We start from the raw sequence: 22,462 nt of genomic DNA, 5'->3' as shown, positions 1-22,462 counted from the left end.
TGCGCGATGCATTGCCAGGCTCGCGAAATTTGGCCGAAATGAGGCGTTGTAAATATTGAAACTTTGTTATCGTTGGGACGATGTGACGCTCTGAAAGTATTGCCAGGATGCGCAAACGAGACTCAATGACGCTTGCTCTTTGTCGTTGCAACCTGGAGAGCTTCAGATTGAGCGCCCCTCCGCCTTTCCAAAAAGATCGTAGTGTTGAATACCTGAAACGAACCTGCTCTCCTTCACGGCTCGTGCCACGTCCGGATATTTGGTGAGATACGCTTTCTCGAAGCGGGCGCGCTCAAACGCTTCCTCTGGAACGTCCTGGATGGGCCGATCAATCCAGAATCCGCACGACATGGGGTGCAATTTCAGATCGAGGTTCGTCGCGTCGTCGGCAGAGAAATAGTGGAAGACGAGCGACTTGCGCGTGCGCGACGGGTCCGCGATCGGACCACCGCCATGCAGCAAGTTGGCGTGCCAGATCAATACGTCACCTTTTCTTGCCGAGAAGGTTTTCTTCTCAAAGCCATGCCGCTCCACCTCGGCGTCCATATACGCATGCCACCTTGGCATTTCATCAGGTACAAAGTGAGGCGTACCGTTGCTGAAAATCATCTGCTCGATTTTATGACTACCTGGGTAGTATTCCAGTTGCCCTGAATCCACGTGCGCGTCTTCAAGCGCAACCCAGATAGCGATCAGGTGATCGGGAGTTGTCGGAGTCATGTAAATCGAGTCGACGTGGGCGGGTTGTTGACTGCCTTTTTCGAAGTAGAGACTGTTACAGAGTGCAGGCAAGTGGCCCAATAGATCCAGAAGAATCGGAGCGATCCGCTCTGACAGTGCAAGTTCGCGAACTCCAGCCATATCGAGATAGAGATCGTTGATCTTCATCCGTCGCGTCGCGATTTCCTGCGGTGTCAGCAAACCCAGGAAACTACGTTCTCCTGTGTCTAGCAGGTCCACTGTCACATTCATCGGTTGATCGAGCTTACGCTCTGTGATCGAATCGACAACCTCATCTATCTGTTCTGGCGAATAGAAACTGGGAAGGATGGCGAAGCCGCTTTCGTCAAAATATTGTTTTAAAAGATATCTCACAAATACTCTCAATTATTTACGACTGACCTTTTGACTACGCGGGCGGAAGTCTGCACCGTCTCAATTTTCGTGGCTCCCATCCTGACCGTCTCTATTACGTGCGCTGCACAATTTAAATCATGGCATGCAAATTGACAATTATTGAGATAGCGACGAAGCAGGCGGTGACGCCGGCACCTTGACCATACCCGTGTGGTCTTCGATATGGCTCGCGGTGATTGCGTTGCCTTCGATATCGATCACCGTACAGGTCGCGAGCAGGCAACAGAGCAGCGCGAAACGATGCACTTCACGCGGCGCTAACGGTATTGGGTGCAATGAGTCGGCTCAGGAATTCACCGGTACGTGAAGTTGACCCGCACACAAAAAGCAGCACGGTATGGGCAGGCGCGAGGCGTTTCAGCCCGCACTAAAGTACGTTGTTTCGCCTATGCGGAGAAGGGCGTGGCGAACGCACCGACGAAGCTCAGGTTGTTGAGGGTGAGGGTGGTTGCATCAACCTGCCAGATAAAATCTCAGTCATCGTCGGCAAAAAGTGAGCAGAATGCCGCGCCAAACTGCGAGGGAGCAAACTGCCGAGTCGTGATGGCGTAGCCGGTCGCCGCGGCGACGGCTGCGTATAGGCAACGGACTGGCCGCCCGTCGCAATGTGCCGTGCGACGACCTCTGCGACACCTTAGGCTACGGTGGGCGCGGAACCGGCGCAGGGATCGGGAAGGCCCAAGGGTGGCTTCACGCTCCGGTAGCAGTTCAAACGTCGAAGCGGGAAAAGCATCGGTGGGCAGAAACGCTGCGCATGCGTCGAGCGTGGCGCAGGTGAGAGTCAGCCCGCGCAGCACTGCAGTCTGTGTCGTCACGACTTCGCGGAGCCACACACGTCCGCGCGGCAGCAGCAGTTGCAGCACGTCCCGGTAGTCGGATACCCTGTGCTCGGGGCCGGCACGTCAAACCCAGGTCAACACGCCCGCAACAGGTAGCTCGCCAGTGCCGGGGGTGATGCTTGCTGCCAGCGGCATTTGAGGTCCGTCTGAAAAGCACTGGAATACTAGGTATATATTCGACTATGTATGCTCGGCACTTCGCACAGCACATAGACGAGATAGAACACGGCCGCGCTGAGTCCATACATCGCGTCGCTGAAGCTGAACTCATGCTTCATCTGCAATTGCACGAAGCCGATATTGATCCGGTCCACAACGGACGCGACATAGCAAAGAAAGAGAAACGGCACGACGCGCCACGCGACCTTCTTGAACACCGAATCGTCACTCGCGACGGGCGCGGCGCAGCCAATAGCGTTGCCATCGAGGGAATGCTGCATGTCGCGCTCCGCGTGCGGAGCGCGCCTTCATGGTCTAAACGGAAGTGAGGAAAGACCGAACGGCCTTTCCCCGAATGCACAGTACGATCAGTTTTGCAGCGCGTCCCACATTTCCTTGTCGCGCTGCGCGGTCCAGATGCGCGGATGGCTGATGCCGCTTGCTTCGTCGTAGGCTCGCGACACGTCGAACGGCAGGCAATGCTCGTAGATGAAGACGTTGCCGAACTTCGGGTCCATGGACTTGCGCGTGAGCGCCATCGCGCCCTTCAGATCGAGCTTGTCCTTGAATGCGTCACGGCCCGCCTGCAATAGCGTGGTGACGAAATCTTTCGTGTAGTCGATGCCCTTGTTCACTTCCGCCGGCGACAGTAGCGCGGGGCCGCGACCCGGCACCAGCTTCTCCGCGTTCAGGGCGCGCAGTGCTTCGAGCGTCGTCGGCCATTGTTCGAGTTGCGCGTCGCCGCAGTAGCAGGCCGCGTCGTACTCGACCAGGTCGCCGGAGAACAGCACCTTCTGCGACGGCAGCCAGACGACCGTGTCGCCCTTCGTGTGGCCCGAGCCGAGATGCGCGATGCGCACTTCGAGCTTGCCGAGAAAGAGCGTCATTTCCTTTTCAAACACCAGCGTCGGCCACGTCAGACCGGGCACCGTTTCGACGCCTGCAAAAAGACGCGGGAAGCGTTCGATCTCCGATTTCATATCGGCTTCGCCGCGCTCGACGATCATTTCGTAGGTGCCGCGGCTGGCGATCACCTGCTGTGCGCCCTCCTTGAAGTACGCCGACGCACCCAGCACGCGCACCGCGTGATAGTGCGACAGCACGACGTATTTGATCGGCTTGTCGGTGACGCTGCGGATCTTCGCGATCAGGTCTTGCGCCATGGCCGGCGTGGCGGTGGTGTCGACGATCAGCACGCCGTCGTCGCCGATGATCACGCCCGAGTTAGGGTCACCTTCGGCCGTGTAGGCATACGCGTTTTCCGACAATTGGGTCCACGTGATCTTCTTCTCTTCCAGGTCGGCCTGGGATGCGAAAGCCTTCGCCATGTCTGTCTCCGTCTCACGACTCGTTGGGGGATGACTAATAGTCGTCGTCATGTTGTGATTTGTCAATGACAAAATACCTTGTCATTCACTAAGATAGGGTAAACTCCGTTGGTTGGTCGGCACGGTCCGATCGGATACCATCTAGGCCTTCCACGGGCGACACCGGACGGGCCGAATCTCCTTCGGGTCAAGGGCGGACAACACGATGGCTGATACGACAAGCGAAAAGAAACAGCGGGGGATTCAGAGCGTCGAGGTCGGCGGACGTCTGCTGCAGGCGCTGGCGCGACAGCGCGAACCGCTCGGGCTGACCGAACTGGCCGGCGAGGCGCAACTGTCATCGGCGCAGGCGCATACCTATCTCGTGAGCCTGACGCGCCTCGGCCTCGTCAAGCGCGATGCCCTGACCGGCAACTACGAGCCGGGGCCGCTGTCGTTGCGGCTTGGCCTCATGCATATCGAACAGCAGCCGGTCTATCGCATCGCGGCTACCCACGCGGCTTCGCTCGCGGAGCGGATCGGTCTTAGCGTGGCGATCTGCGTGGCGGGCGTGCAGGGCCCGACCATCGTCCGATACGAGCGCAGCGGTGCGCCGCTGCATGTCAATCTGCACATCGGCACGGTGATGTCGCTCGAAGCGACATCGACGGGCCGCGTATTCTGCGCGTTCTGCGCGCCCGAGCAGGTCGCGCAAATGGCGCGAAGCCAGGCGCATTCGGCGGACCCGACGCCGGCGCGCGGCCGCGCCGCCAAAGGGCCGACTAGCAAGGAGTGGCGCAAACGTTTCGATGAGATCCGCGCGCGCGGCATCGAGCGAGGAATCGATGCGCCAAGTCCGGGCATCAGCAGTCTGAGCGTGCCGGTGTTCGATGGCGATCAACGGATGCAACTCGCGTTGACGGCGATCGGCTCGTCGGGCTCGATCGAAGTCGCGTGGGACGGTGTGGTCGCGCGTCAGTTGCTCGAAACTTCCCGACGTATCACCGAAGCGCTCGTCACACCCAGCTGAGAATCATGCAGATCGAAACCCCGGACGCGTCCGACGCGAACACGCCCCAACTCAACGACACGAAAGCTCAGCGCGGAATCAGCGCGCTCGACAACACAGGCGAGCTCCTGCTGGCACTCGTTGCCGCCGGCCGTCCGCTGTCGCTGCGCGATCTGGCCGCGGCCGCCGATATGCCCGCCGCCAAGGCGTTTCCGCATCTGGTGAGTCTGCTCAAGGTCGGCTTGCTGAGCCGCGACGACGCCGGTCTTTTCAGTGCGGGGCCGCTCGGCATGGAGCTCGGCCTGATCGCATTGCAGCGCATGTCGCCGATTCGCGATGCCGAACCGGAGATCGTCACGCTTGCGGCGGAGTCCGGCATGAGCGTCGCGGTGGCGATTCTTGGACCTTTGGGTCCTACGGTCATCCGTTTCGAAGAATCGGCGAGACCACAACACGTGAGCCTGCGCGTGGGCACCGTGATGTCGCTCGTCAACACGGCGATAGGGCGCGTGTTCGCCGCGCATCTTGCGGACGACGTATTGGTCGGGCTGTTGTCGCAGGAATCGATCAGACTCGCGGGCGCGCCGGTTGCGGAAGTGCTCGTGGCGCCGAAAAAGGGCCCGCCGTCGTTGGCTCCGGCCTATCTGGCACGTCGCGCGAAGGTTGTGAGCGACGGCATCGATGACGCACTCGATGCGCCGGTGCCGGGCATCGGCGCGTTGGCCGCGCCCGTGTTCGATCATACGGGCAGCGTCAGTCTGGTGGTCGCGGTGATCGGTCCGTCGGGCGGCTTTGATTTCAGCACGCACGGCACGACCGCGCAGAGGCTGCTCGCCACGACACGACGGCTGTCGTGGCGGTTCGGCTGGATCGGGCGCTGAGCCTGGGTCGTCAATCCGCGCGCGCCAGCGCCAGCGCTTCGAGCAGCACGTCGGCATCGCCGATGTGGTTCGCGAGCAGCAGCACGAGCTTTGCGTTCATGAAATGGCTTTGCTCGTCGGTCAGTCCATTGTGCGCGTCGATGAGCTTTTCATAGAACGCATCCGGATCGGCCATATTCGTTTCGATGTTCAGCTTGGTCATGATGGTTATCCGTTGCAGGTTGCGCGATCCACGGCCTTGGCGACCGAGGCGGTGTCGAGGGCGCGCCAGCGCGCGCAGACATGCTGGTCCGGACGCAGCAGATAAAAGGTACCGGGCCGCGCATCGAAGCGATGCGTGACGATGCCTTCGACGTCCTCGATCACCGTGACGTGAGGCATCTCCGGCAGCGCGGTCACGGCCGCGCCACGCGGCACGACGATCAACGAGTGAACCGGCACCGCGAGGCATGCGAGCGCGCGAAGCCGTTCGGCGCATCTCGTCAGGTCGTCTCCCTGGCCGCAGAATTGCACACCCGTGAAGCCGCCATGTCCGGTCTGATTCAGGAACCAGGCGTCTTCGCCAGCGAGCTTGACCGGCGCGTCGGTGCTGGCCGCGCCGGGCACCATCGCACCGGTGAACGCGTCGGCGTCGGGCGTGTTCAGGGGCGAGTCGCGCAGAACCGCCGGCACCGACAGACGGCCGCTGTTGACGATGCGCCGCGCGAACGGACACTCTTTCGCGAGCTTGAGCGTGGCATCGCGGAACATCCGCGAAACCGCGCTTTTCGGCGTGATGAAGTCGGTGGCGCGCGATGAGTTCAGGATGTTTTCGTCCGCCGCATACTCGCGCTCGGATGCATAGGTATCGAGCAGCGCCGGCGGCGCGTCGCCGTTGACGACGAGCCGCAGCTTCCAGGCGAGATTGTCGGCATCCTGCACGCCGCTATTCGCGCCGCGCGCGCCGAACGGCGACACGCCATGCGCCGAATCGCCCGCGAACAGCACGCGGCCATGCCGGAAACTGTCCATCCGCAAACACGAAAACGTGTAGACGCTGACCCATTCGAGCTCGAACCCAGCATCGTCGCCGAGCAGCGCTTTCACGCGCGGAATCACTTTCTCAGGCTGTTTTTCGGCGACAGGATCGGCGTCCCAGCCGAGCTGGAAATCGATGCGCCAGACGTTGTCGGGCTGCCTGTGCAGCAGTACGGATTGGTTGCGATGGAAGGGCGGATCGAACCAGAACCAGCGTTCGGTCGGAAACGGCGCCTTCATTTTCACATCCGCGATCAGGAAGCGGTCCTTGAAGGTGCGACCATGACTGTCGAGACCGAGCGCCTTGCGCACCGCGCTGCGCGCGCCGTCGGCGGCGACCACGTATTGCGCGCGCATCGGATAAATGCCGTCGGGCGTTTCGACCCGCAACTCGACATGGTCGTCTTGCTGGGTCACACCGATCACATTGCTTTTCCAGCGCATCTGCAGATTCGCGGTTCGCTTCGCCTCGTCTACCAGATAGCCCTCGACGTAGTACTGCTGCAGATTGATGAATGCCGGGCGCGCGTGGCCTGTCTCGGGCAGCAGGTTGAACGTATAGATCAGTTCATCCTGCAGGAACACCTTGCCGACGTTCCAGCTCACGCCTTTGTCGACCATCTGCTTGCCGCAGCCGAGCCGATCGAAAATTTCCAGCGTCCGCTTCGCAAAACAGATTGCGCGCGAACCGCTCGACAGCGTGTCGTCATTGTCGAGCAGCACGGTGCGAACGCCCTGCTGGGCCAGATCGATGGCCGCTGACAACCCGACCGGGCCAGCGCCGATCACCACGACCGGATAGGTGAGCGGTGCACCGGCATCGTGGTCGGCGGCTCGCTCGTAGTCGAACCGCATCGTTTGGTAGTCGATCTGCATGGCGTCTCCGGGTTCTGCGGGATGTCTTTTATTAATCTATAGCAAGCAGTATTGCTCCTTGCTAATATCAGCCATTCTATAAAGCTTTTTGAGCGATCGAATCTGTATTTACCCTGGTGCGGCTTTGTCACGTTGCCGATCACCGGACGAATCGTGTTCAGGCGAAACAGTCGCTCAGAAAACAGCAGACGGATTCTGGGTGAGACCGGTGAAAGGACGCCAGGCTTCAAACCGGGTCGCGAGCTGCTTTCGATAAAGCGAAGCGCGCAGCAGATGACGCTTGAGCGCGAAGTGTTGTCGGATCGGACCGAAGCACGACAGGAACGCCTGCGTGCGCCCGGGCAGGCGGAAACCACGCATACGTCGCTCGCGTTCACGCGTGGGCTGATGGCTGTTCTCTGCACGGTTGTTGACGCGGGCGGGCCGCCTTGACGAACACGTGCTTCACGTTCGCCAGCTCTGGGATTTCGGTCTTTGCTGCGGGGTAACTGCGCAACTGGTCAGTGACGATCTTCTTCGGCACCTCGGGACAGGCCGCCAGTACACGTTTGAAGAAACGTTTCGCGGCGGCCTTGTCGCGCCGCTTCTGTAGCAGGATGTCGAGCTCGATGCCGTGCTGGTCGACGGCACGCCACAGCACATAAGGTTCACCGCGCAATGACACGAATACTTCATCAAGATGCCACGTGCTGCCCGGCTGGCGGCGGGCAGCCTTCACGCGATGCGCGAAACCAGCCCCAAACTTGTCTATCCACCGCCGGATCGATTCGTGGCTGACGATCACGCCACGCTCGAACAGCAACTCCTCGATATCGCGCAGGCTGAGCTGGAACCTGAAATACCAGCGTACCGCGTGACTGATGACTCACGCCGGGAACCGGTGACCGTGATACAGCGATTTCGTTTTCTTCATCACTTCATCTTAACTGACCGCAGCGCCAAACGTGACAAAGCCCTATCTTCAGATGATGCCGAACGGCTCCCGCTACCCCCAAGTTCAATATGAATGACGTCCGGCGGTAAAAATTGCAGCGCGCCGCAATGGGTTCACTCGACGTCCGTCCGCTGTAAGCAAGAGCGCGGCATACGTGGTTGCGTAAAATCCAGTCACGCACTCAACCTTTAACGCCATGCTCCACAAAATCGGCCATAATCTAAATCGATGCGATTAATTGTCGCGCATTGTTTCTGTCGCGTGCTAATCTGATTTGTGAAGATGAGAGCGCGGTATGTGAACCGCTTACTTGTGCTCGGCATTCAAAAAGCTAGCGGCCTTTACCCTCGTCGCGCGCGCTTCGGCGTCTGCCTTTGCGGCGTACGGCTCAACGGGAGATGTATAAATGGGGCAGGTTACCAATGATTCTGTTGGTCGCACCAGGAATCAAGAAGTAAACGGACTGCGGCCGCGCGTGCTGATGTGTCCATTCACCAACCCGACAAATCGCTATATCGAGATTCAAAAAGATCTGTATAGGTCGGTCGGTTATGACGTCGCGCCGCTCTCCATCAAAGGCCTGCTGAAGGGAGGATTCTTTCAGCTGTTCAAGCCAGACAATATTCTCGTTTTTCATTGGCTTGAATATCGGCCGTTCAGGCGGCAGAAAGGGACTGCGCAGTTGAGCTTGCTCGGCTCGTTGCTCTTCGCTTTTTACTGCTCCTTGATGCTGATCGGTCGAGCAAAGGTTGTGTATTTCGTCCACGATCAGGCAGTCCACGACACAGTAGGATTCAACAGGCGCCTCTCGATTCGGCTTATTGCCTTCATACGCCGTCTGGCAGACTTTCGCGTGGTCCACGCACCGGATTTTCAGGTTCAGTTCAGCGCGCGCTATTTACCCCACCCACTCTATTGGGACGCGCCCGGCCAGCCGCCGACTACGCCGAGGGCGGGTAGCGCGACACCGCTCTATTCGATGCTCGGTGTGATTCGCCCATACAAGCAGATCGATGCGGTTCTTGACGTCTGGCCGAGCGAATGCAAGCTGGATATAGCCGGGCACGGTACGGAAGCTTATGTTGCCACGCTGAACGGAATCATCGACAAGCGATCGTTGCGCGATACGGTGCGCCTCGACGCAAAATTCCTGTCTGACGCGGAATTCGCGCAGAGGATTGCCGATAGCGATGTGCTGATCCTCCCGCATGCGGTCGATTCAATGCTGGTGAGCGGCGCGTTTTTTGAGGCCATTGGGCGCGTGCCGCTGGTTATCTCTCGCTCGACGCCGTTTATGATCTGGGCGGCCAGCAAGTTCGACAATGTCATTCTCTTCGATGACGTTGCTCAGCTCCCTGAAATCATTGGTTTGATCAACAGTTCATGGCCAACGATCGTCTGCACTGCAAGCAATCGCTTGGCTGTTGATGAGTTCGGTTGGAACGTGTGCTGCCGGCGCTACGAGCAGTTCTTCGAAACGGTCGTGGGGCACGCGAGTGCGGCGGGAAGCGCCGTTACCGGATGAGGGCGACGCGTGCGGGCAACGGGTCCGTTAGGAAACGAGGCTTCTGGATTGCTCCAGCGGAATGAAGACCGTAGATGCCCGCCTCTATCGAGCGATTGACGGAATTTTCGTCGCGACGAGATCGACGTAGCTCATCGGATCGTCGCGCCATTCGGTGATGGTACTTTGCAGACGGCGTGTTATTTCCCCAATAGGTCCGCTTTCCCCCCATTGACCGGACTTCGCGTCGGTCTCCTCGATTTGACCGTAGCTGAAGTGCTCTTCGAGGAAACGGAGCACGATTTCGGGACCTCCCCCTAAGCGGGCCATGTGATAGGGCGACCATTCCACCAAAATTGCATCGGCCCTGGCGAGCGTTTGCCTGCCGCCGGCGAACACGAAGGGCTCAGCGCCCTGCGTATCGATTTTGGCAAAAACAGGCGAAGTCAGCTTGATGGGCAGGTCATCCAGCCTGACACATTGCACATCAATGATCTTGCGACCCGCCTCATTTTGTTTCGCCGGCAGGCCTGTTTCTATGTGCAGACGATGGTCCCCGAGATTGCCGTCGGCAATTTCAAACGGCAACACGTCGTCGTGTTCGTGCAATGCCAGCTGGTAGGTCTCTATGTCGGATGAAGGGCAGTTCTCGGCGATATTGCGCAACAGATTCCGGTAGTTGACTGGTTCAGGTTCGAACGCGTAACACTTCACACTGTCGTTGTACTGCGCAATCGGAATGGTCGTCATTCCGATATTTGCGCCGATGTCGAGGTAGGTTCCGCCGGAACCGGCGAAAAATGCTTTCAATCTTTCGGCCAGCTCGGGTGCCCAACGACCGGTCTCAGCGTATTTCTTCAGTATGCTCAGGTCGTTTGAACTGCTGGCCATTATGCCGTATTGTCCGCTTGCTGCAAGCTGCACGACATTGAGCTTTCGGGCGAGGCTGGAGAGGTAAAAATACCCGTATTCCTGTGCAAGCGCGCGGTCCTCGATAAGAGACTTCGCGATAGCATGCCGAAACCTCAAAGGAAGCAACGCCGTTACAGCGCCAGTAGCCGAGAGTATAAACTTTTTCATGAAAGTAGAATACAAACAATGTTGTCTGTAGAACAGCTTTTCGTCTCAGGGCTTTGTCACGTTGCCGATCACCGGACGAATCGTGTTCAGGCGAAACAGTCGCTCAGAAAACAGCAGACGGATTCTGGGTGAGACCGGTGAAAAGACGCCAGGCTTCAAACCGGGTCGCGAGCTGCTTTCGATAAAGCGACGCGCGCAGCAAATGACGCTTGAGCGCGAAGTGTTGCCGGACCGGACCGAAGCACGACAGGAACGCCTGCGTGCGCCCGGGCAGTCGGAAACCACGCATACGTCGCTCGCGTTCACGCGTGGGCTGATGGCTGTTCTCTGCACGGTTGTTGACGCGGGCGGCCGCCTTGACGAACACATGCTTCACGTTCGCCAGCTCCGGGATTTCGGTCTTTGCTGCGGGGTAACTGCGCAACTGGTCAGTGACGATCTTCTTCGGCACCTCGGGACAGGCCGCCAGTACACGTTTGAAGAAACGTTTCGCGGCGGCCTTGTCGCGCCGCTTCTGTAGCAGGATGTCGAGCTCGATGCCGTGCTGGTCGACGGCACGCCACAGCACATAAGGTTCACCGCGCAATGACACGAATACCTCATCAAGATGCCACGTGCTGCCCGGCTGGCGGCGGGCAGCCTTCACGCGATGCGCGAAACCAGCCCCAAACTTGTCTATCCACCGCCGGATCGATTCGTGGCTGACGATCACGCCACGCTCGAACAGCAACTCCTCGATATCGCGCAGGCTGAGCTGGAACCTGAAATACCAGCGTACCGCGTGACTGATGACTGACGCCGGGAACCGGTGACCGTGATACAGCGATTTCGTTTTCTTCATCACTTCATCTTAACTGACCGCAGCGCCAAACGTGACAAAGCCATATCGGACATTACCGCGTGCTTTCCGGCCCGTTCCGCGCGCATTGTCCTCGACGGTTCTATGCTTCGTTGCAACATTGAACGCGTTCGCAAAGGCGCGATGGCTTGTTTGCAATGTAACCCCGCCGTATCTGCGTTGCGACAGAAGACGGTGCTTCGAGCACGAGATTGTCCTTCGGTCTTCCAATGGCGTTCGCGCCTGTCGACGCGGTGTTGTCCTCGGCTGGCTGCTCGGTGAGTTCCGGCGAGTGTGCGCATTCAAAAGATCGCGACGCAGGCCTCCCCGTTTGGTGGACAAGCGACACAATCGGATCAATCTGCCATGCTCCAGTTACGTCGGTCGTGCCGATGCTCTCGCCACGGCAGCGTGTGCGCCGCGTACCGCGCGGCCGCATAGGGGTTGAATCGACGGGAGCGGCATTGGAGGAACTATAGGGATGCGAATAGTCAGTTATCTTGAGCGGCTTGCTGACTTACTACGGCCGCAATACAGCCAGAGCGGGAGTTCCTCCAGTCCGGAGTACCGGACTCAGGATCGGCTACCACCGGGTACGGATTCCGTCGCCATACGCTGGTATTCGACGAAGTGGGCTTATGCTGCCGCGATTTTCCTGGTGTTGGGCATCAGTGCCGGTTGGGCGAGCACGTTTGGTTACCTGACCATCGACTCCTGGAATTACCTGCATCTTGCTCAATCGATCAGAGACGGGCAGGGCTGTTCGGTGCGGGGCGCCTACTTTGCAACATTTCCTTGTGGCTATCCGCTGGTGATTGCCTTGACTGCGCCTTCGACCGAGATAGGCGCCTTGATCGTAAGCAGCAAGGTCACTAACCTTATCCTGCTGTTCGTCGGCTTTTTCTTCCTGATGAAGACCTTCAGGAATGTGCTGGTTCCGGTTCTAATCGTCGTCAATCCGTTCACCATCGAGCTTTACCAGTACACATGGTCTGAAAATCTTTTTTTGCTTGCATTTTGCGCGTCTATCTATGCAATCTCCAGAATTGCGCACAACGGTTCATCACGCTGGTACGCGGTATTGCTCGCGTGCGCGCTCATTGTCGGATGTTCGTCGAGATATTTCTTTGCGCCGTTTTCCGTGGTAATTTTCGCTGCGGCATGGATCTCGTACGGCAGAACGACGGCCATTAGAGCATTGCCCGCATTCGTGGCCGCCGCAATCTTTTTCCTCGGGTATCAAAAATTCAATGTGGTCGCGACGGGTTTTCCTACCGGTACGCCGCGTATCCCAGCGCCAGAAACCTTCGTTTTTCTGTTGTTTAGGTTCATCCGTCAGGTGGGCAAGGAGTTTATTCTCACGGGGGCGTTGCTGCTGATATTGCTATGGGGTTTGAAGCGAACTCGAGGGTGGGCTTCTGCGTCGGGTAGCCGGGCACGCGTCGATGCACAGCCTTGTCGCCTGCTGGCGCTAAGTGGCGCAGGCTACCTTTTGCTCGCATTCTATCTGCGCACTTTGACTCAATACGATATCTATTCGCCGCGCACTGTGAGCTACGGTCTAGTTTTTGTGATCGCTGCGCTTGTCGGGCTGGTTACCCGTACAAGAACGAACTATTATCCGGCGATACCCGTCATTATTTATGGGGCCTTTTGCCTGCTTACTGCGCAGGCGGAATTTATTACGACGTTGGCAGGTAACATTGTCCATCATCGATACGTCTCGCCTGTCGATGCACTTGAGCGCTATCGCAATTCGGGCACAAATGCGGACATAATCGTCTCGTTACGTATCCCGGATGTCGGCCCGACCATGGACGCGTTTCCTCAGCTTTATTATCCGAAACGCGCGTCGATTATCGAGGTCGAGGCGGCGCCCTATTCAGTGCCCGATACCGTCTCTAACCTGAAGAAAAAGATCGAGAATGCACGGAGGCAGTCCTGCGTTTTCGATTTCACACCGTTCAGGAATAGACACGACTTGGAGCGATTTGTCGACGGGTCGTTTCCTGTCGGATTCAGCTTCCGTTCTTTCCCGCATGGTCCACAAGTCGACCAGCGAGGGACACTTGATCCTTCAATGCGGTCTCTTTTGCTGGCGAAGTTCCAGCCTGGCCGCTACGTTGCGTGCTCATTTTGATTCCGGTTCGCACAAGCAGGGGCTTTTCGTCGTGATGAGGCACGTACTGCGGTGGCCCAACCCTGACCGAACCCATGTTATTCGATAGGTGCAATGGGCCAGTCGGTCTGGCCGGGCGAAGGAGCAAGGCTGTGCGACGACCCGCTGTTTGCCAGTTCGCAGATCGGTTCTGTCGCAGTAAGGAGAGAATGACGAAGGAAGGTGATATGACAAGGACACCTTAGATAACCAGGGAGTAGAATTGTTCGGCGACGCGCGGATGGGTTCCTTTCGCCGTTTTCATCTGCCTGACAGGACGATCGCCACGCCGCGATCTGTTTGGGATAAAGAACTTTGCGGCGGCAGTACTCCGCCAGCTCCACTGCATTGAGCGGGGCGAATTCCAGCACTACGGCAGACTTGTCTTCCGAAGACTCCATCCTTCGGGATTCTTCCCATCGCCCGGCACGGCCAGTCCTTGTCCTTTCGCCTGTCGGCGTCAGGTGTACAGCGTCTGTTCATTAATCCCCGTTTCTCTGGCCAGCGCCGAAACCAGCGCGTTTTCCGGCGGCATCATGCGGCGCACCAGCGCTTCTTTTCTTTCTGCTGAGTAGGCTTTCATTCACTCTGATTCTACCCCGCCGGACCATGTCTATAAGAATCAAACAACGGTCGAGTGGCCCGATGGAACTGGCCCCTCAGGCTCTCACAGATCCGTACGTGAATCTCTCGATTCATACGGCTCTTCTTGTCCGCCGTTCTTCGAAACAGAAATCCGAGTGCGCGAACACCTTTCTTGTTTCCTGCGCTCATTACTAGTTTCCTGTCATCTACGACGACAGCTTAAATGCTTGTCTCAATTTCTGGGTCCACTTTACAGGTCGACTTCGAGTGGGGCAAACAATCCAGACCGATGGCAAGCGAGGTCGATTGACTCGCACCGACGCGTCAGGAAGCAAACGGCCACCGACAAAAGAACTGGCCTCGCGCGCGGAAGCAACGGGAGGCCAGATCGGCGCGTCAGACGCGAGTATTCGCCAGGATCAGATGTCCGCGTGGCTCGACGTAAAGCCCGTGAACGCACCGTACGGCGGGTTCAACGGCACACCGTTAGTCATAATGCCAAAAGTGTTGTTGCCGCTATCGAGCACGTAATACATGACGGACTGAATGTTGTGCGTCTTTCGTGCCGCATAGAACGAACCGAATTGCGACGTAATGTAATTTGCCCGATACGCCTGCGTTTGTTCCGGACCGGTGTTCCACTCCGTGATGATGAACGGCACACCGTATCTGGCCTTGCAGTACGTCGGCAGATCGATGCCGGGCCCAGCGCCATCCGTACCAATGTTGAAAATGTCGCCGTACACTTCGTAGTTGTGCCAGGTCGTGATGTCCCAGCGCACTTTCGGATGGCCGCCGCTGCCGTCCGGTTGGATGCCGTCCCACAGCGCGTCCGACGCGCCGACATCCGCAACGCAGAAGTTGATACCACACTTCGCGGAAGGCAGAACCGACTTTACTCCGTCGATCATGCCGCGCATGGCGCCGCGCATGAGAGGCCAGTTCGCATTGTTGAAATCGATCGCCTTCGTACCTGCGTTGGTTGAGTCAATGATGATGGCCTTGTCGCGGGTCAGCTCATTTCCACATTCATAAAGGGCCACCCCATACGGCTTCAGCGCATTGGCGATCGTCGAGGCGGACGCGTAACCGGCGTTGTAAGAGGCCGATTCGCTCGCGAAAAGCGTGCCGCTGGTGTCGTAGAAACCCTGTGCAATCGTTATGAGCAGCGTCATCCCAGCCGACTGGAACGCCTGCGCGAGTTTGACCACGGCATTCAGTTCACTCGGATCCGACGTGCAGCCGACGCGGTAGCTCGTGCACCCCAAACCCTTTAGGATCGAGACGACTTGCGCGGGCGTGTACGTGTAATCGAAGTGACCGTTGATACCGTAGAAGCTACCCGCAGCCGCAGCTACGGCAATGCGCGGATCGGTGCACGGCAACCATTGGGAGGCGACCTCGGCATTCGCGTAAAACTGTCCGCTTGTGTTGCAGCAATAGACCTTGCCGCCGTACCAGAGCACGAGCGTCACGTTGTAGTTGATTCCAACGACAACGCCGTTTTTGTAGATGACACCGTTGGTCAGGGTCCAGACAGCGCCGGTCTTGTCGATAATGCTCGCCGCGGAAGGCATCGTGGTTCCGTCTGGAGACGTAGTGCCCAAGCGCGGATCGCTGCAACCCTGCCACCCCGAGCCAGTCCATGTGGAGAACTGTCCGCTTGTGTTTTCAACATAGATGTTGCCGTTGTAACACAGCGCGAGGATCACATTGTAGTTGTTTCCGGCCTTTGCTCCGTTTTGGTAAACCGAGCCGCCCGAAAGCGTCCAGGTGGCGCCCGCGCCGTCAATCAGCGAGCTAGCCGGCGGCATTGCCGAACCGTTCGGTGAAGCACTCTTTGCCGTTGCGCTTGCTTTCTGGGCTGCCGCGCTGGAGGCAATGCCGCTATCTTCCGTGCCACCACCGCCGCACGCGCTCAAAATAACACTTCCACCTAGCGCCGTCAGGCCACCAAGAAATTGTCGTCGTTTTAACATTACGAATTATTCCACTATCGGGAAAATTCCCGAAAAAAGTTAAAAAATTTGGTTTTCTAATTTTCGAATTAGTAAATGCGATTAACACCGACTAACCGTTTATTCGCAGTCCTTATCGACTGGAAAATTTATGTCCTATGCACGCATTCTTCTGCGAGATTTTTATCAGCCTGATAAAAATGCCGTTCCATTGAGCGTGCGAGTACAACTGACGTGCGCAAGCCGATCAAAGCGGGCGTGCTATTTCGCGCGATCGTGAGATTCAGAACCAACGGTGGAAACAACCGTGACCGCGTTACGGTACCGCCGAACACGCGCGGCACTCGCAACGCAAAGTTTTCCTACCGGAAAGCGTTCCCCCGAGTCGCTCGGCAAATTCTTCGCACTAGTGCTTCGAACGGGGTAAACCCTACCGGTAAAGGAGCAAAATTAAAAGAGTAGGCAGCAGATTTCCGCCAAAAAGGAGGATCTATTTCGAATAGTCTGCTGCATTGAAAAAATTGTGGCCTTCTCCACTGATCAGAGGATTGGACGCCCCTGTATTTTTGCGGTTTCGACCCTATCAAAGCGCGCTCGATATTGCCGCACGATTATTTTTATTTAAAAGTCAACCTGCTCGACACCTCGCTGAAATCAGGGGTCGAATTAAGTTTTCGTTCCCTAGGCGGCCGTGAAAGCGCGGCGAGTAGACACTGCGCGACGATAGACGCCACATGGCAGCATTTGCGCCACTACTCCACGGTCTTGCGATCAAACCAGCAAGCGTTTTTGCCGTCAGAGTCTTCAGCATACGGTTGCACACCTTCGCGCCTTTCTGAGGTTCTGCGCCGATCGCGGCTACACGAGGAATCGACTCGATGTCATCGACACGCCCCGTACCTATCGCGGAGAACTTCCACCACGGGCGCTCGATTGGAGGACGGTATGCAAGTTCCTTCATTCGATCGACCGTTCGAGTGTTGAGGGGGCTTTGTCACGTTGCCGATCACCGGACGAATCGTGTTCAGGCGAAACAGTCGCTCAGAAAACAGCAGACGGATTCTGGGTGAGACCGGTGAAAAGACGCCAGGCTTCAAACCGGGTCGCGAGCTGCTTTCGATAAAGCGACGCGCGCAGCAAATGATGCTTGAGCGCGAAGTGTTGCCGGACCGGACCGAAGCACGACAGGAACGCCTGCGTGCGCCCGGGCAGTCGGAAACCACGCATACGTCGCTCGCGTTCACGCGTGGGCTGATGGCTGTTCTCTGCACGGTTGTTGACGCGGGCGGCCGCCTTGGCGAACACATGCTTCACGTTCGCCAGCTCCGGGATTTCGGTCTTTGCTGCGGGGTAACTGCGCAACTGGTCAGTGACGATCTTCTTCGGCACCTCGGGACAGGCCGCCAGTACACGTTTGAAGAAACGTTTCGCGGCGGCCTTGTCGCGCCGCTTCTGTAGCAGGATGTCGAGCTCGATGCCGTGCTGGTCGAGCTGGAACCTGAAATACCAGCGTACCGCGTGACTGATGACTGACGCCGGGAACCGGTGACCGTGATACAGCGATTTCGTTTTCTTCATCACTTCATCTTAACTGACCGCAGCGCCAAACGTGACAAAGCCATGTCAGTCCATGATGGCACGGGATCATCCCATCAGCGGCAGGCGACGCTCCTTACCAATTCGGGTACGGGGTACGATGCTTGGCCATAATCGGCACCTCCTTCTCCAAAGGATAGATGTCCGTTTTTGCGGGTCAACTTCAATTTGCCCGCTTGGACTTCAAACATTTTCCGAAGCTTGCCCCGCAATCCACTGCCCGGTCTGCGATTGCCCTGGCTCTGTACGCCATCGCTTGCGCGATCAGCACAGACAACCTTGGCCTCGCGCAGGCTCAAGCACAGCCGCCGTCGTTCGAGAGCTTCGCCGTCCCGGCCGGCAGCGCACCGCATGACGTCGCACCGGCGCATGACGGCACCGTGTGGTACACCGCGCAGGCGCGGGGAGCGGTCGGGCGGCTGGACCCGCGCAGCGGCAAAACCGACATGATCGCGCTCGGCGCTGGATCGGCGCCACATGGCGTGATCGTCGGCCCCGATCGTGCGGCGTGGGTCACTGACGGCGGCCAGAACGCAATCGTGCGTATCGATCCGAAGACGCTCGCCGTCACGCGTTTTCCGCTACCCAAGGACCGGCCGGACGCCAATCTGAATACCGCCGTGTTCGACAAACAGGGGCATCTGTGGTTTACGGGGCAAAGTGGTATCTACGGCGAACTCGATCCGCAGCGATCGCGCATGCGCGTCTTTGATGCCCCACGCGGGGCCGGGCCCTACGGTATCTGCGTGACCCGCTCCGGGGATCTGTATTTCGCTTCGCTGGCGGGAAATTACGTAGGTCGCATCGACCCGACGACGGGCGCGGCACAGGTCATCGAGCCACCAACGTCGAATCAGGGCGCGCGCCGCGTCTGGGCCGATTCCAGGGGGCGCATCTGGGTCAGCGAGTGGAACGCCGGAAAAGTCGGCGTGTACGATCCTGGCACGCATCATTGGCGCGAATGGCGACTGCCCGGCACCGATCCGCACGCGTATGCAATATTCGTCGACGACCAGGACATCGTCTGGCTCAGCGAATGGAGTGCTAATGCGCTAGTGCGCTTCGATCCGCGTGCCGAGCGGTTCGACGTGTTGCGGCTGCCGCGTGACCACGCGAACGTGCGTCAGATGATGGGTCGTCCGGGCGAGGTCTGGCTGTCCGAATCCGGCACGGATCACCTGCTGCTCTTTCGATCCCGTGCAGCCGATCTGAGCGGGCAGTGACCACGCTCTGCACCGGGAGCGGAATTGCGCGGTCCGCTGCGCCCCGCGTGCGCGGGACCGCTACCAAAATGGTTTAGAGCAGCTGGAGGGTCCGCGGATCGGCTTCTCCGCCGAAATACTTGCGCAAAGCTTCGATGAATACGTCGTTGTCGTTCGTGGCGCGCGCGAACAAGGTGACCGACGAGCGAAACTTCAGGTCATCCGGATACCCGAATATTTCCTCGACGGAGCGGTCGCTGACGAGGTTGACCAGGTGCGTCGTTTCGCGCAGCCGTGGGCCGAGTATCGGGTGACGCAGATAGGCTTGCGCTTCGTCCAGCGACGTAAGCGCGAATCGCTGAGCCATTGCGCTGGTTCCGAGCCCCTCGATTTGAGGAAACACGAACCACATCCAGTGGCTTCGCTTGCGTCCGTGCCTCAGTTCATCGCATACCTGGTCGTAGACCGGCTCTTGTGCATCGAGGAAGCGCTGAAGATCATAGGGATCGTCCATTTCGTACTCCGCTGCAGGCGTGGAAACCATCGTTAAACCACGATTCTCGCGCGCATGAAGGCACGGGTCTACGATGGATCGTTGATTCGCTCCGTCATTAGCGATACCTTTACGTCTATCCAGGTCGTCGGGTGCTGGTCAACGAAGGGAGAACCGTTTCGTGAAGAGAGCGTGGGCTGTCTCCTGCATCGTCGCGTTGAGCGCGATCTTCGGCGGATGCGGCAAGCAGGGACCGCAAAGCGCCACTGAGGCATCGGGCGCATCCGCGAGCTCGGCGCCGGTTCAGCCAGCACAGGGTGCGAGCGCTGCAACCGCTGCATCAGGCGCCCAAGGAACGGGCGCGCTGGTCACCGTCACCAAGGCGCAGTTGCCGGCGGAAGCGGCCGAAACACTGCGACTGATCAAAGCGGGCGGCCCCTTCCCGTTTAGCGATGACGGCGTCTTGTTTCGTAACAGTGCGGCTTTGCTGCCGAAGCATCCGCGCGGTTACTACCACACCTATACGGTTCGCACACCAGGCGCGACGGATCGGGGGCAGCGTCGGATCGTATGTGGTGGGCCGCGCAAGCAAACCGGCGAGTGCTATTACACCGACGATTACTACGCCAGCTTCAAGCGCATTGGAGAATAAAGACGGAATGAACTGCATCAGCGACGCTATCTGCGAACTGGCGGCGGCGTCGCAAGGCATCTTTTTGCTAGCTGCGATGGCGCCTGTTTCAGCGAGTTCGGCGGCGCAGTCATCGTGCAATTGAGGCCCACAACGATGAGATACCTGCCGACAGCATCAATCCATCGACCAAAAGTCTGAACGTTGATGGCTTCATCCTGATCACCACAGATCTGGCGAAGAACGACCCCCAGCCATCAGCGCGGCACCTACACCTACGATCACCCCTTTGACGACCACGCCGAGTGGAAGGGCGCCGAACTGCGTTTAGCAGTACGTTCGAGCGCCTGGCCATCGCGGCGAGCCGACTGCGCCGAAGTGAAGTCGCGCGCCGGGTCTCGGGCATCGTGCGTGTGAACCTGGAGGGGATTCCAGCCAGTGCGAGTACGCCGTTGAGGGCGAGGTCAGTAGGAGATCTCTCAATCAGAAAACCTGAAGGCAGCCATCAGAACTATGAGATTTTCCTGCCGTCGGGCTTCTGCGATAGTTGTTCTCAACCGCTGTGTTGGATTTCCGTACCGCGCGTCGTCGTCCAGGGAGAATCTGCATGCATCGTTTTGTGATCGTGGGAGGAGGGGCGGGTGGCATCGAACTCGCAACGAGGCTAGGCGATCGTTATGGTGGTCGGCGAAGAAGCGGGGCGCAACGTGCCTCCGTTACGTTGATCGACCGCAACCCGACGCATATCTGGAAGCCCCTGTTGCACGAGGTCGCAGCAGGAAGTCTGGACCCATTCGCACAGGAACTGGCGTACGCCGCGCAAGCCCAGTGGCACGGCTTCCAGTTCATCCATGGCGAACTTGTCGGACTGGATCGTGGCTCGAGGCAGGTCCTGCTTGCGCCACTGCTCGATGACGACGGAACCGAACTGGTACCGCCGCGCCGAATCGGGTACGACTCGTTGATTCTTGCCATCGGTAGTACAACGCACTACTTCGGCGTGGCGGGCGCGGCGGAAAATTCGCTCGCGCTTGACAACGTCGCTCAAGCGGAACGCTTCAGAAAGCGCCTGATTTCAGCTTGCATTCGCGCCGAACAACAACGAGACGCCGGTGAGCGGAGTGCATGTGGCGTGCCCGTCGATCACGCGCCTCGTGTTCAGGTCGCGATCGTTGGCGGAGGCGCTACGGGCGTGGAATTGTCCGCCGAATTGCGCAATACGGCGAAGGTACTTTCATCATACGGCTTGCATCGGCTCGACCCCACACACGACGTCGGGATCGTGCTCATTGAAGCTGGGCCGCGGATTCTGCCAGCGTTGAAAGAACGCGTGTCCACCGCAGCTGCCGGACTGCTGGACAAACTCAATGTCAAGTTGATGGTCGACGAGCGGGTCGCGGAGGTCGCGCCCGGACTCATCCGCACGAAAAACGGCAAGACGATACGTGCGGATCTCACGGTGTGGGCCGCGGGCATCAAGGCGCCCGCGGTGCTTTCAATGCTCGATGGGCTGACCGTCAATCATCTGGGGCAACTCAGTGTGCGTCGCACGCTTCAAACGGATCTCGACGACCATATATTCGCATTCGGCGATTGCGCGGCCTGTCCATGGTTGGGTTTCGAGCGCAATGTTCCACCGCGCGCCCAGGCGGCTCATCAGCAGGCATCTTTTTTAGTCAAGGCACTTGCGCGACGCATCGAGGGGCAAAAGCTTCCGGAGTTTGCCTATCGCGATCTCGGCTCGCTAGTGTCGCTCGGGCACGCGAATGCGGTAGGGAGTCTGATGGGAGGGCTTATCGGCGGCAGCATGCTCGTGGACGGACTGCTTGCTCGCTTCATGTATTTGTCGCTGTATCGGATGCACGTTGCGGCGCTGCATGGCTATGCACGCATGATCGTCAATACCCTCGCGCATCGGCTCCGTCGAAGCACTGCGCCGCACGTCAAACTGCACTGAGCACTATTTCGCTTTGGATGGCGAAAAGGTCTGGCCGCCACAAGTCAATCAACCGGTTCTAAACCCAGGAAGACGGAGGGAACACCATGAACAGCTTCGATCTATCGCCTTTCAGCGTCGACTCGAGCGGAGGCGCCACGCGCGCTGGAAACGGCAAGAATGGCTCTGAAAATCGATCGCGCTCGGTATATAGATCGTTTCTCGCATCGACGGTATCGACGATCGCTTCGAATGTTCCTGAGAGGCCGGACGTGTCTTCCGCCGCTGTCCTTGGCTACAACTGACACGCGTCGTCTGGACA

Annotated in this window: 17 protein-coding genes and 4 pseudogenes; 9 read left to right on the top strand and 12 right to left on the bottom strand. The window is 58.5% G+C overall.

The window, feature by feature from the left end:
- Positions 1-162: 162 nt before the first annotated feature.
- From OKW27_RS02850 to OKW27_RS02840, 3 genes and pseudogenes are all read right to left on the bottom strand, one after another.
- Positions 163-1,095, bottom strand: a complete 933-nt coding sequence (locus tag OKW27_RS02850) for a phytanoyl-CoA dioxygenase family protein (protein ID WP_167368804.1) — start codon at positions 1,093-1,095, stop codon at positions 163-165.
- Positions 1,096-2,164: 1,069 nt separating this feature from the next.
- A pseudogene (locus OKW27_RS02845) lies at positions 2,165-2,416 on the bottom strand (MFS transporter); the annotation flags it as partial.
- Positions 2,417-2,503: 87 nt separating this feature from the next.
- Positions 2,504-3,463 carry an MBL fold metallo-hydrolase gene (locus OKW27_RS02840; protein ID WP_429332477.1) on the bottom strand — a complete coding sequence of 320 codons (960 nt, stop codon included), beginning with the start codon at positions 3,461-3,463 and terminating at the stop codon, positions 2,504-2,506.
- 205 nt (positions 3,464-3,668) lie between these two features.
- On the opposite strand from OKW27_RS02840, the pseudogene OKW27_RS02835 reads away from it, so the two are divergent.
- Positions 3,669-4,416, top strand: a pseudogene (locus OKW27_RS02835) (IclR family transcriptional regulator); the annotation flags it as partial.
- Positions 4,417-4,477: 61 nt separating this feature from the next.
- Positions 4,478-5,332, top strand: a complete 855-nt coding sequence (locus tag OKW27_RS02830) for an IclR family transcriptional regulator (protein ID WP_184073859.1) — start codon at positions 4,478-4,480, stop codon at positions 5,330-5,332.
- Positions 5,333-5,342: 10 nt separating this feature from the next.
- On the opposite strand, the gene OKW27_RS02825 is transcribed toward OKW27_RS02830, so the two are convergent.
- The 3 genes and pseudogenes from OKW27_RS02825 to OKW27_RS02815 form a co-directional block, all read right to left on the bottom strand.
- Entirely contained in the window at positions 5,343-5,534 is a 192-nt protein-coding gene (locus tag OKW27_RS02825) for a DUF2783 domain-containing protein (RefSeq protein WP_013094246.1), read from the bottom strand.
- 5 nt (positions 5,535-5,539) lie between these two features.
- Complete coding sequence (locus OKW27_RS02820; protein WP_187613055.1) at positions 5,540-7,225, bottom strand: FAD-dependent oxidoreductase; 1,686 nt, start codon at positions 7,223-7,225, stop codon at positions 5,540-5,542.
- Between the two features lie 174 nt (positions 7,226-7,399).
- Positions 7,400-8,087: pseudogene (locus tag OKW27_RS02815) on the bottom strand (IS6 family transposase).
- Here OKW27_RS02815 and OKW27_RS02810 point away from each other — a divergent pair.
- Entirely contained in the window at positions 7,995-8,231 is a 237-nt protein-coding gene (locus OKW27_RS02810) for a hypothetical protein (protein ID WP_429332476.1), read from the top strand. The pseudogene OKW27_RS02815 and the gene OKW27_RS02810 overlap by 93 nt on opposite strands.
- A gap of 334 nt (positions 8,232-8,565) precedes the next feature.
- Positions 8,566-9,684 carry a glycosyltransferase gene (locus tag OKW27_RS02805; protein ID WP_429332475.1) on the top strand — a complete coding sequence of 373 codons (1,119 nt, stop codon included), beginning with the start codon at positions 8,566-8,568 and terminating at the stop codon, positions 9,682-9,684.
- An 84-nt stretch (positions 9,685-9,768) separates the two neighbouring features.
- Here the strand turns inward: OKW27_RS02805 and OKW27_RS02800 are convergent, their stop codons facing one another.
- Positions 9,769-10,743 (bottom strand): FkbM family methyltransferase, encoded by a 975-nt coding sequence (locus OKW27_RS02800; RefSeq protein WP_429332474.1) that lies wholly within the window; start codon positions 10,741-10,743, stop codon positions 9,769-9,771.
- A 103-nt stretch (positions 10,744-10,846) separates the two neighbouring features.
- Positions 10,847-11,584, bottom strand: a complete 738-nt coding sequence (locus OKW27_RS02795; RefSeq protein WP_429332473.1) for an IS6 family transposase — start codon at positions 11,582-11,584, stop codon at positions 10,847-10,849.
- A 478-nt stretch (positions 11,585-12,062) separates the two neighbouring features.
- On the opposite strand from OKW27_RS02795, the gene OKW27_RS02790 reads away from it, so the two are divergent.
- On the top strand, positions 12,063-13,721 hold the full coding sequence (locus OKW27_RS02790) for a hypothetical protein (RefSeq protein WP_429332472.1): 1,659 nt from the start codon (positions 12,063-12,065) through the stop codon (positions 13,719-13,721).
- Positions 13,722-14,010: 289 nt separating this feature from the next.
- Here the strand turns inward: OKW27_RS02790 and OKW27_RS02785 are convergent.
- The 3 genes and pseudogenes from OKW27_RS02785 to OKW27_RS02775 form a co-directional block, all read right to left on the bottom strand.
- Positions 14,011-14,322, bottom strand: a pseudogene (locus OKW27_RS02785) (transposase); the annotation flags it as partial.
- Positions 14,323-14,743: 421 nt separating this feature from the next.
- Positions 14,744-16,303, bottom strand: coding sequence for a hypothetical protein (locus OKW27_RS02780; protein ID WP_429332471.1), 1,560 nt, complete (start codon positions 16,301-16,303; stop codon positions 14,744-14,746).
- Between the two features lie 1,020 nt (positions 16,304-17,323).
- Positions 17,324-17,860, bottom strand: coding sequence for a DDE-type integrase/transposase/recombinase (locus tag OKW27_RS02775; protein WP_429332470.1), 537 nt, complete (start codon positions 17,858-17,860; stop codon positions 17,324-17,326).
- A gap of 254 nt (positions 17,861-18,114) precedes the next feature.
- On the opposite strand from OKW27_RS02775, the gene OKW27_RS02770 reads away from it, so the two are divergent.
- Positions 18,115-19,101 carry a virginiamycin B lyase family protein gene (locus OKW27_RS02770; protein WP_429332835.1) on the top strand — a complete coding sequence of 329 codons (987 nt, stop codon included), beginning with the start codon at positions 18,115-18,117 and terminating at the stop codon, positions 19,099-19,101.
- Between the two features lie 73 nt (positions 19,102-19,174).
- On the opposite strand, the gene OKW27_RS02765 is transcribed toward OKW27_RS02770, so the two are convergent.
- On the bottom strand, positions 19,175-19,594 hold the full coding sequence (locus OKW27_RS02765) for a DUF1810 domain-containing protein (RefSeq protein ID WP_429332469.1): 420 nt from the start codon (positions 19,592-19,594) through the stop codon (positions 19,175-19,177).
- 160 nt (positions 19,595-19,754) lie between these two features.
- Here OKW27_RS02765 and OKW27_RS02760 point away from each other — a divergent pair, with 160 nt between their 5' ends.
- The 3 genes from OKW27_RS02760 (at position 19,755) to OKW27_RS02750 (ending at position 22,445) form a co-directional block, all read left to right on the top strand.
- Positions 19,755-20,225, top strand: coding sequence for a ribonuclease (locus OKW27_RS02760; RefSeq protein ID WP_429332468.1), 471 nt, complete (start codon positions 19,755-19,757; stop codon positions 20,223-20,225).
- Positions 20,226-20,811: 586 nt separating this feature from the next.
- Positions 20,812-22,161: an NAD(P)/FAD-dependent oxidoreductase gene (locus tag OKW27_RS02755; protein WP_429332467.1), complete on the top strand. Its 1,350-nt coding sequence runs from the start codon at positions 20,812-20,814 to the stop codon at positions 22,159-22,161.
- Between the two features lie 86 nt (positions 22,162-22,247).
- Positions 22,248-22,445 carry a hypothetical protein gene (locus OKW27_RS02750; protein ID WP_429332866.1) on the top strand — a complete coding sequence of 66 codons (198 nt, stop codon included), beginning with the start codon at positions 22,248-22,250 and terminating at the stop codon, positions 22,443-22,445.
- Positions 22,446-22,462 lie beyond the last annotated feature (17 nt).

Origin of the sequence: Paraburkholderia sp. 35.1, assembly GCF_050436525.1 — a bacterium.
Classification (GTDB): Bacteria; Pseudomonadota; Gammaproteobacteria; order Burkholderiales; family Burkholderiaceae; genus Paraburkholderia; species Paraburkholderia tuberum.
The sequence above is the reverse complement of the archived record's forward strand: the minus strand, read 5'-3'. Positions and strand labels throughout refer to the sequence as shown.